Genomic DNA, 4,291 nt, shown 5'->3' with positions numbered 1-4,291 from the left:
CGCTGGCGGACCGCTACCGCCTCGAGCGCGCCCTCGGCGCGGGCGGCATGGCCACGGTGTATCTTGCCGATGATCTGAAGCACGATCGTCAGGTAGCCATCAAGGTGCTGAAGCCGGGGCTCGCCGCCGTGCTGGGCGCCGAGCGCTTCGTGCAGGAAATCAAGACCACGGCACAGCTGCAGCATCCGCATATCCTGCCGCTTTTCGATTCAGGTGAGGCCGCCGGGTTCCTGTATTACGTCATGCCCTATATCGAGGGCGAGACGATCCGCGAAGCACTCAATCGCGAGACGCAGCTGGGAATTGAGGAGGGTGTGCGCATCTGCATGCAGATCGCCGACGCGCTCGATTATGCGCATCGGCGGGGCATTATTCATCGTGACATCAAGCCTGAGAACATCCTGCTGCACGATGGGCGGCCGATGGTGATGGACTTCGGTATCGCGCTCGCCGTCAGCGCGGCCGCCGGCGGACGCATGACGGAGACGGGGCTCTCGCTCGGCACACCGCACTACATGAGCCCCGAGCAGGCCACGGCCGACCGCACGATCAGCGCGCGCTCCGATGTGTATTCGCTGGCGAGTGTGCTGTATGAGATGCTGACGGGTGAACCGCCGCACATGGGCACGTCGGCGCAGCAGATCATCATGAAGATCATCGCCGAGCCGGTGAAGCCGGCGACCGAGTTGCGTAAGTCGATCCCGCTGCATGTGGCGGCCGCACTCTCGATGGCGCTGGAGAAATTGCCTGCCGATCGATTCGAGTCGGCGAAGGCGTTTTCGGAGGCGCTCGCCAATCCCGACTTCCGCACGGCGTCGCAAACGGCAGCAGGCGCCGTAGCGATCGCGCCGCGCCGTCGCTGGTACGCGTCGCCGGTGCCGTACGCGGCGGCGTTGCTGCTTTCGCTCGCAGCTCTCGGCTGGCAGGCAGCACAAGTCTATTCCGCTGACGCGTCGCCGGTTCGCTTTGTCGTCAGACCACCACCCGATGGCCTCGGTGCTGATCGCAATTTAGCCGCCTCGATTTCAGCTGACGGTCGTCGGATTGCCTTCCAAGCGCGCGTCGGCAACACGCGGCGCCTTCATGTGCAGGATCTTACGGCGCTTGACGCAAAGCCGCTGCCGGGTACCGAGGAAGCACGCTACTTCGCGCTTTCACCGGACGGTCGCTCGCTCGTGTTTCAGCCCGCTGCCGGGGGCCTGCGCCGCGTCGCGATCGAGGCGGGAACGGTGACTGACATGCCGCTTCCAGCCAACAAAGGCAAGTTGCTCCCGAGCGGTGTCAGATTTAACGGTGACACGCTGGTGGTGTCGCTCGGTATCAGCGGCGCCGTGTTGATTCCCTCTGGCGGCGGGCCGATACATGCCATCGCCATCACGTTAAACGGGCGTCCCTGCGAGTGCGCCCGACGCGTCGCAATCGGGCCCGACGGCAAGCAGCTGTTCATGGCTGGCCCGTCGTTGTACGTGGTGCCGATCGAGGGCGGTGAGGTGCGCGACCTCGGGGTCCCGGCGGAGTTGGTTGTTGGCATACGGAACAACCTCCTCTTGTATCTCACGGCAGACGGCGTGCTCATGGCCGCGCCACTCGATGTGCGGTCGCTCACGCTCGGGCCGTCAAAGGCAGTGGAAGCGCAGATCACACCGAACTCGAGCCCGGTGCTCGCCGAAAACGGCACGCTCGTGATGTTCCAGGGCGCGTCGGAATCCCGTCTTGAGCTGATCGACGAACGCGGAACAGGCAGGCCCGTGATTGACTCTTCCACCGATCCCCGCGCCGTACAGTTCCCGCGCTTTTCGCCGGATGGAAAGCGCATCGCGGTGACGACTGCCGACCGGCGCGATGGCGCGCTCAATGCCGTGAGTATCATCGACATCGCCTCCGGCACGATCACGCCACTCACCAGTGGGTTCTCAGCGGATAGGCCGGAGTGGTCTCCCGATGGCCAGCGCGTCCTCTTCCGCCGTTTCGGGACCGGGAGCGAGTCGATTTGGTGGCAACGCTTCGACCGGAGTGAGGCCGCTTCGGCGCTGCAGCAGCCGACCGGGGACCAGCTCTTCGTCGCCGAGGGACTGCTGTCACCGAATGGCGAGCACCTGCTCTTTCGCACGCTCAGCGACAAGACTGGGCGCGACATCTGGTATCGCGCGATGCGTGGTGACACGACGTCGAAACCGTTCGAGCTGACATCCGCCGATGAGGTGATGCCGCGATTCTCCCCCGACGGTCGGTGGGTGGCCTACACCTCGAACGAGACGGGCGCGCCGGAAGTGTTTGTGCGCCCTTTCCCGGGGCCGGGTGGTCGCACGCAGATCTCGACAAATGGCGGATCCGAACCCGTCTGGGCCCCCGACGGCACGCGCCTGTTCTACGTAAGCGGTGCCGACTTCATGGCGGCCTCACTCAGCACCGGCGGAGAACTAGCCGTCCGGTCCCGCTCGCGGCTCTTCGGCGTCGACTTCGTGCCGGGCGCCATTCATGCGAACTACGACGTCGCACACGACGGTCAGCACTTTCTCATGAGCCGCTCAACCGGACGGCCAGCCGAACTTACCGTGGTGCTTCACTGGTTGGCCAACGTGCAACGCCGCATGGTGCGCGGAGCATCGGAATAGCGCGGTCGAAACAGCCAGCCGTGGGCTGGCTCAAATCCTCTCACCGTCAAAACGCTTGTGACCTTCGCTCCCGTGCCTCGCGCCGCCATGCGCCTGCTCCGCGCCACGTTGCTGCTGCTGTGCGCGGCGCCCCATGCCGGCGCGCAATCGTTCGACATCATGGAGGCGACGATCCCCTCGGTACACGCGGCGATGCAGGCGCGGCGTCTGACCTGTCGCCAGCTGGTCCAGGCCTATCTCGACCGCATCGTGGCGTACGACCAAGCGGGACCGGCCCTGAACGCGATTCAGACGCTGAACCCGCGCGCCCTGCTCGAGGCCGACTCACTCGACGCCGTATTGCGGGCGAAGCAGCCACGCGGCCCGTTGCATTGTGTGCCGGTGCTGCTCAAGGATCAGATCGAAACGCGGGACATGCCGACGAGCTACGGATCGGCGCTGTTCAAGGACTTCGTGCCGAAGCGAGATGCCACCGCCGTGCAGCGGCTCGAACGCGCGGGCGCGATCATCATCGCGAAGACGACGATGGGCGAGTTCGCGCAGCGCTTCGTCAGCTCCTCGGCGGGCATCATTCGCAACGCCTACGATCCCACGCGCAATCCGAGCGGCTCCTCCGGCGGGTCGGCCAGCGCGGCCGCGGCGAACTTCGGCCTGGTGGCGATCGGTGAGGACACCGGCGGCTCCATTCGTGGTCCGGCGGCAGTGAGCAACCTCGTCGGCCTGCGGCCCACCCTGCCGCTGGTGAGTCGCTTCGGCATGCTCCCCGCCAACCCCACGCAGGATACCATGGGGCCGATGACGCGCACCGTCGCCGATGCGGCGCGGGTGCTCGATGTGATCGCGGGGTACGATCCCGACGATCCGGTCACCGCGTACGCCGTCGGGCATGTGCCGGCCACGTACACGACCACGCTCACGACGGACGCGCTGCGCGGGGCGCGCATCGGCGTGCTGCGCATCTCACGTGACAGCATCGGGAGGCCCACCGCCGACAGTCTTGCGTCGCGCGACACGGCCTCGCAGGCGACCGCCGCTCGGCGCGATTCCACCGCGCGCGCGAATGCGATCGAATATGCGAAGGTGCGGCCGCTCTTCGAGAAGGCACTCGCCGACCTGCGCGCGCAGGGGGCGGTTCTCGTCGACTCGCTCACCACGCCGACGGTGCGTGGCGCATCACTCAGCAACGACTACGAGACTGAGGAGGCGACCGACGCCTACTTCGCACAGCATCCGAATGCGCCGGTGAAGACACTCAAGGAGATCCTGCTCGTCGGTGGGGTGAATCCGTGGCGTGCGCGCTCGATGATCGCGTATGTCGGACGCCGCACCGCCGAGGCGGGCTATGGTGCGGTCATGCAATCGCGCGAGGCGATGCGGGTGGCGATGCTCAAGCTCATGGCCGACCGTCAGCTCGATGCGGTGGTGTATGCGACGTATGACGCGCCGCCGACCGTTATCGCGGCCGATGTGCTCACCAACCCCCGTCCCGTCGACGGCTACGGACTCGGCGACAACCGGTCGCTCAGCCCGACGCTGGCGTGGCCTGCCATCACGGTTCCGATGGGCTTCACCAGCGACGCACTTCCGGCGGGCCTCGAGTTCCTCGGTCGTCCCTGGAGCGAGCCGCGACTCTTCGGCTTCGCGTACGCGTACGAACAGGCCACCAGACACCGGCG

At 66.4% G+C, this 4,291-nt stretch carries 2 protein-coding genes; both read left to right on the top strand.

Annotated elements, in window-relative coordinates; translation table 11 throughout:
- Positions 1-2,615, top strand: a 2,615-nt coding sequence (locus tag ACLL97_RS01715) for a protein kinase domain-containing protein (protein WP_411278747.1), incomplete at its 5' end; no start/stop codon positions are given.
- A 57-nt stretch (positions 2,616-2,672) separates the two neighbouring features.
- Positions 2,673-4,291, top strand: a 1,619-nt coding sequence (locus ACLL97_RS01710) for an amidase family protein (protein ID WP_411278746.1), incomplete at its 3' end; no start/stop codon positions are given.

It is taken from the genome of Gemmatimonas sp. (genome assembly GCF_046594945.1).
Lineage (GTDB): Bacteria > Gemmatimonadota > Gemmatimonadetes > Gemmatimonadales > Gemmatimonadaceae > Gemmatimonas.
Note: the sequence above shows the minus strand (reverse complement) of the source record. Positions and strands in the feature narration are given on the sequence as shown.